Source organism: Levilactobacillus enshiensis (genome assembly GCF_007115095.1).
GTDB lineage: Bacteria > Bacillota > Bacilli > Lactobacillales > Lactobacillaceae > Levilactobacillus > Levilactobacillus enshiensis.
Genome location: NZ_SULH01000017.1, coordinates 25824 through 32237, shown reverse-complemented (window position 1 = coordinate 32237; position 6414 = coordinate 25824). Strand labels below are relative to the sequence as shown.

The following is a 6414-nucleotide window of genomic DNA, read 5'->3' as shown; positions in this document are numbered from 1 at the left end:
ATGGCCGTCAAGCTTTAACTTGGCGTCAAACAACTTTCCTTTTTTGCTCTTGAAACCCTTTAATTTGCTCGTTTCCCCCTTGGTGACCAACGCTTTAATTGCGGTCTTCCCGAGCGTCTTGCTACTCCATTTCTTAGGTAAGGTAAAATCTTCACCTTGCTTGGGCTTTACAATGTAAAACTTCTGTTTATTTAAAACGGTTGCTTGCGGTGTTTCTAAGAAAACTTCGGCGGCTTTTTGCGCTTGCTGCTGATGATCGATTTGTTGCTTAATGGCTGCACTGCCAGTTAATTGCGTGGGAACATCAGCGATCAATTTTGCCACGAACTTTTTGATTTGGCTCAAAAAGTTATCCGGGGTGCGTTCTTCGGTACTGATTTGTTGTAACGCTTGCTCCCATTTAGCCGTCATTTCTGGGCTAGTTAGCAAGGGTTCGAGTTCGACCGCTTTACATAAAGTAGTTCCCGCTTCACTGACGTGGAGCTTGTTCTTTTCAGTAACCAAATAGCCGCGCTTCTTTAACACTTCCAGCACATTTGCCCGGGTTGCACTTGTCCCAATGCCTTGCACATCTTTAAGAATCGCTTGGGCTTCTTCGTCATCAAGTGTTTTACCGGCCGTCTTCATTGCCGTAATTAAGGTACCTTCGGTAAATGGCACCGGTGGTGTCGTTTCTTTTTGCGGTGTTTGCAGATTTGCTTTAACCTGATCGCCTTGGTGAACGAGCGGTAAAGTTGCTGCTTCTTGCTGGTCGGCTTTGTGATCATCAAATAAAGCTTGCCAGCCTTGCTTCGTTGGGACCTTACCCGTTGCTTTAAAATTGGCGTCACCAACTTGGGTAATAATGGTGGTTTCCTCGTACTCGTACGGATCAGCAAACATCGCTAACGTCGTTCTTAAAACCAAATCATAGACCTGTTGCTGTAATTTAGGCAAGCTGGCCAGTTTCTCTTTCGTCGGCACGACTTTAGTCATGATAATGGCGTAATGTTCTTCAACCTTTTTCCCATTGACGTAACGTTTATTTGGGGTGGTATTGGTTAAAGCGACTTGCTTAGATACCAAACCCAGATACTTCGTCAGATTAGCCACTAAATAATCAAATTCTTCATCAGTGATATAAGCACAATCGGTGCGGGGATAACTGAGCAGTTTGTCTTCGTATAAGCTTTGAATAGCCGCTAAGGTTTGGCTGGCGCTGGCGTGATACCGTTTATTCATCGCACTTTGCAGACTGGATAGCGAGAATAGTTGGGGACTGGCACTCTTTTTAGCCTGCTTTTGCACGTCCTTGATTAAACCGCCCTGTGAGCCTTTCTGAACGTGTTTAGCTTGCATGAATGTCATTAGCCCTGTTTCATCTTTAAACCGCTGATAGGGGTCTAATTTTGCGACGAATTTTTGCTGATTAGCAAGAATTTCAGCATTTAGTTCAAAATAGGGTTCCGGCTTAAAGTTTTTGATTGCCTGGTCTCTTTGATAGACCATATACAAGGTTGGCGTCTGCACGCGACCAATTGAGTACACCCCACGCACCCCATTTTTCCTCAACAATAAAGTATATAAGGGACTACCATTCATACCGATCAACCAATCACTAATTTGCCGGGTTTGAGCTTCTTTATAAGCCAAATAGTCTTTGTGCCAATCACCAAGATTTTTAAAGCCGGTAATAATCGCGTCTTTTTCTAGGCTATTCAACCAAAGGCGCTTAATCGTTTTCGACTTAACATCAATATGCGCTTGGTTCATGATCGACCACGCGATATTTGACCCTTCTCGGTCGCTATCTGTGGCAACAATCACTGTATCTGCTTTCGTTAGTAAATCTTTGACGACTTTAAACTGCGTTTTCTTATCGGTTGGCACGATAAACTTGTATTTATCGGGGAAAATCGGTAAATTAGATAGCGCCCATTGCTTGTACTTTTGATCGTATTTTTCTGGTGTTGCTAATTCGACCAAATGGCCGAATCCATACGTGATTACAGTATTTTGGGGCAAAACAGGGTCACTAACCGTATAGTAACCCTGTTTTTTTGTGCTTTTTTGAAATGCCTCAACGTATGACCTTGCTTGGCTCGGTTTTTCAGCTAAGATTACTGTGTTTGACATTTTAATGTTTCCCCCTTTACTGTCCTCTAAGCATGTTTCGTCCAATATTACCCATACCACGCATAACTGACCGTCCAGCACTTTTGGTAATCCCTGTTGAAGCCCAAAAGTCTTGAATTACATGTGGTGTGTGTAGTACTAACCAGCCAAAACCAATAGTTCCCATAAAGGCAACAAAGCTCCATTTTGAGCCAATATGTGTGAAACACCAAATTGATAAGGTTAGTGATAACACTTGGGACAACATGGAAACATTGTAATAGACTAATTTTTTCCACCAGGTTGAGCTATAATCAAAACTTTCACTGGCAATCGACATAGCAACAATCGGGATTGATAAGTTATAAAATGCCATATCTGCAAAGTAGATACACATTTTAAGGAAAAATGCTACGGTTACGATTGCAAAAAAGGCTAGAAATAGTATTTGCATAAATCCTGTAATTTTAATGCTTTTCGTGACTTGTGATGTTGAATAAACAGCGTCTGCGGAAAATTTACCACTCATATCAAACATGCCTTTTGCAAGTGGTAAGATGATTCTTGTTTGCAAAAATGCTTGTAAAAAGACCATGACCGGAATTGCAATTGCGGATCTAACAGCGTCTATAATAATGTTCGCCCACGTTACATCTGTACTTTCGTCCGCCTCGCCAATAAGTGTAATGATAATTCTTGCTAGGACAACCACGACAACCATTGATGTCGCAAAAGCAAGAAATATACCGTACCATGTATCAATGATTGGTAGAGATGTACTTAATTGGTCTAAAATTGCTTTTACACCTGATACAGCAAAGTTCATGATTGATTTAAATACATCTTTCAACCAGTCGTTTATTTTATCTCCAATAATTGACCCAACAACAAAATTTTGTGAGTACATACGCTTTCCTCCTTACTTTGAGACTAAGTTGTTTTTATCTGTCATACCATACATTGCATTTTTAGCTGGTTGATTAGTTTTACCTTGATCCAAAATCAATGAGTAGCCACTATCTGTTTTTTTGATTTTGAAGTAATATTTACCGTCACTTCCTAAATCTTCGTGGTGTGTAAGTTTCAAATATTCAACATTACCTTGCTTTTTGATTGAGTATTTAAAATTCTCGGTCATTGGTTCTTTCCCTAAAATCATGGTGTTATCTTTTTTAAAATTAACGGTATTGCTTTCTTCTTGGCTTGTTAAAGTCCATTCTTGTGCTTGTAACTTTTCTGCGGTGGTTTTATGTCCAAATATAAAAGCAATACCTAGTAGGACTGCTAATAGAACAATACTAGCAATTGTGATTTTCTTATTACTCATCAATATAGCCTCCTAAAAGTCCACATCTTCGTTTTCGTTTTGAACGCTTTCTTGTTGTTTCGTTGCCTGGTCTAATTCGTCTTGCATATCTTCTTCTTCTTCGGGTTTTACATCATTCTTTGATCTTGTAGCTTTGGCTTTTGCTAACTCCGCTTTCCATTTTTCTACTTTATTCTTAAAGTTGGTTTCTTGAATGGCTTCTGGTTGGCCTTGATAATCGTTCTGTGACAAGTTAACCAAATGATCGGCTCCTGGAAATAGTTTAAATTGGAACGCTTTTGTCGCTTTGACTGGTCTCGCATTACTAAAAATTAATAAGCTCTGATCTTCGGGCATACGCATAATTTCATCGGGTGTCATGAGCGAACGGCTCGTATAGCTGTAACTATCGCTCTTGCTGTGGCTTTCTTCCTTGCTGTGACTGGTACTCTCACTACCGGTTTCAACTTTTACGGTCGATTTACCTAACAGATCACTAAAGTATTTAGCGGTCACATCATTAGCGGCATTTAAGCAAATTTTAACCGCATGATTACCTAAGATACTCTCGGCTTTATCCTTGCCATACAAGGCTTGTAGCTGGGTTAAGGTCTGACAAATGGTCGTCACGCCAATACCGTACCCCCGGCACGTTGCTAGAAATTCTTCGTACTTGGGAAACTTACCTAAATTGACAAATTCATCAAGGATAAAATCGACTTGGTGGGGCAATTTAGCGTGATTATCAGCCGCTAATTTATATAATTCATCAAATAATTGTGAGAAAAACAGATTGATGAAGCTTTCATAAGTGTTATCCATCACCGGAATAATCACATATAGCACAACTTTGTCGTTGCCAATCTCTTTTAAATCGAAATCTGAAAATCCTGTAAAGTCGGCAACTTCGGCGTCAACAAACTTGCTGACGGTTGCTAACAAGCTTTCAATGATACTGGCTTTCATCTCTCCTTTGGCTTTTTTGAAACCTAGTTCATAAGCTCGTCTAGCTGGATCAGTCATGGTTAAGTCTAAGAAAAGTGAATCTAGGGGGCTATCAGTTTCATCTTTGTCTGGTTCAACATCAAACTTTTGTAAAATGTTGGTAACTCCTGCTAAGTTGCGTTCTTTTGGCTCTCTGTGGTTCATTACAAATAAGATTAAGGCTTTCAGCAACTGACGTTGGGTACTGAACCACACGTCTTTCTTACCTTCGGCATTTTCGCTTTGCACGATCTTAGTCGCAACGGTTTCGGCTTGAATATCGCGCTGAATATAATCAAAAGGGTTGTAGCGATCACTGTGCGCCATGTTCGCGAAGTTGACGACATGCACTTGATAACCCTGGGCTAGTTTGATACCGGCCGTCTTTTCGTATAATTCACCTTTCGGGTCAGTTACCACAATGCTGTTCTCCGTTTCGTTAAACAGGTTGGTAATGACGACTGACTGGGTCTTATATGACCCCGGGCCCCCGACCACAAAAATGTTCCGGTTGGGTTTGGTACTATTATTCTGGTAAACAATCTGTTTATCCACGATCCCTAAAATGGTGCCATTCATGTTAATCTGCCCCCTTCGCTGACTTTTCTCGATCCACCAATGATTTGAGAATTTCGGCCTTGGTACTCTTGTTAAATGCTGTGGTGAGGTCTTTGGCATTGATACTAAAGTAATGGTCACTCAATTCTTTTAGATTACCCCAGGTCGCGCTCCCGTGGGTTTCAGTGTCCGCAGTTTCCCACGCTTTATGTTTGCTATTGCGCTTCAAAGCAAAATAGATGGTGTATAGGACCACGGCGACACTGACAATAATTAGTACTGGGTTCTTTTGGCCCAAATACAAGTTGTAATAGTGCCAAGGGTGTAAGGCTAATTGTTTTAATACGGTTGGCATATGATCTGCAAATGCCAACTTATAGCGGGACAAGGCCATGACAGAGCCAGCTAAAATCTCCGCTAAATACAAGCCAATGATTAGCGTTAGTAGGTACGGCCAACTGGCTTTAACGCTGTTTAATAATTTGTCTTTCATCTAATCACCCACTATCTGTTTAATTCTTTGTTGGTTGGTGCCGGTGTACCGTTGCTCACCATGGATCAAGGTTGGTACTGACGTTAATTGATATTTTTGAATGTAATGCCGATTCTGCGGTTGATTCATGTTAATCAAGACGATGTTGTGACTGATTGCGTTGTGCCAATAAATTTGATGGAAAATAGACTGACAATCCGGGCAATCATCGCGATAGAAGAACAACACTTTTTCAGGGTGCTTAGCCAGCGTCACAACTGGCCGCTGTTTTTCCACGTGATTGACGTATTGATGACCAGCAAACCCGCTAACGGCTAAAACCACCACGATCACCGCTAGGACTTTGCTTACTTTTTTAATCAAGGTCACTTGCTTTAAAACTGTTTCCAAGATTTTGTACATTAGTGATTCGATTCGTGGTGGTATCGAAAGTCACTTGATAAAGCACCGTTGCCTTTTGCCAGTCGTTGTCGCCACTCTTACTTTCGTAACTGACAACGGCCAAGCCTTTCATATTTTGCCCCTGCTTACTTTGCGTATACAGGTTCAGTTGATTTAACTTAGCTGAAACACTATTGCTATCACCATACGTGCCTTTATTTGAAAAGTATTGCTGATACAATTTGTCGGAAATCAAGTCTTTAACGCCATCTTTACGCTGACCGTAGGTCTTGGGCTTGAAGTTATTCATGACCTTAAAGAACTTGGTGACCACCGTATTAAAGCTAAGTTCAGCCTGACTTTTGTCCTTATTATTTTGGTAGGTCTTATAACTGTCAATTTGGGTGCTCAATAACTGCTTTTGTTGGTTGGTTTTAGTCAATTGCCGGCTGACTTGACGCTTTTGTTGTTGTAAGCGACTAATCTGTTGTTGTGCCTGCTTAATTTGGCTATGCTGATAGGCATTCGCCCCTAATGACATAACTAAGATCAAGCTACCAATCACCACACTTAAAACCACGCTACGCTTCATTTGTTT

The 6414-nt window shown here is 40.9% G+C and carries 7 protein-coding genes; all 7 read right to left on the bottom strand.

Annotation, left to right across the window (positions count from 1 at the left end; all coding sequences use genetic code 11):
- The coding region (gene topB, locus FAY32_RS13660; RefSeq protein ID WP_143464025.1) for a type IA DNA topoisomerase at positions 1–2115 on the bottom strand (2115 nt) is incomplete at its 3' end.
- Positions 2116–2131: 16 nt separating this feature from the next.
- Positions 2132–3001, bottom strand: a complete 870-nt coding sequence (locus FAY32_RS13655) for a conjugal transfer protein TrbL family protein (RefSeq protein WP_064523813.1) — start codon at positions 2999–3001, stop codon at positions 2132–2134.
- 12 nt (positions 3002–3013) lie between these two features.
- Positions 3014–3421 (bottom strand): hypothetical protein, encoded by a 408-nt coding sequence (locus FAY32_RS13650; RefSeq protein WP_064523816.1) that lies wholly within the window; start codon positions 3419–3421, stop codon positions 3014–3016.
- Positions 3422–3433: 12 nt separating this feature from the next.
- Positions 3434–4963, bottom strand: a complete 1530-nt coding sequence (locus tag FAY32_RS13645) for a VirD4-like conjugal transfer protein, CD1115 family (RefSeq protein WP_143464023.1) — start codon at positions 4961–4963, stop codon at positions 3434–3436.
- Between the two features lies 1 nt (position 4964).
- Positions 4965–5435 carry a hypothetical protein gene (locus FAY32_RS13640; RefSeq protein ID WP_063733905.1) on the bottom strand — a complete coding sequence of 157 codons (471 nt, stop codon included), beginning with the start codon at positions 5433–5435 and terminating at the stop codon, positions 4965–4967.
- Positions 5436–5804: a thioredoxin domain-containing protein gene (locus FAY32_RS13635; protein ID WP_064523822.1), complete on the bottom strand. Its 369-nt coding sequence runs from the start codon at positions 5802–5804 to the stop codon at positions 5436–5438.
- On the bottom strand, positions 5791–6408 hold the full coding sequence (locus FAY32_RS13630) for a hypothetical protein (protein ID WP_143464021.1): 618 nt from the start codon (positions 6406–6408) through the stop codon (positions 5791–5793). Before FAY32_RS13630 ends, FAY32_RS13635 begins: the two co-directional genes overlap by 14 nt.
- Between the last annotated feature and the right edge of the window lie 6 nt (positions 6409–6414).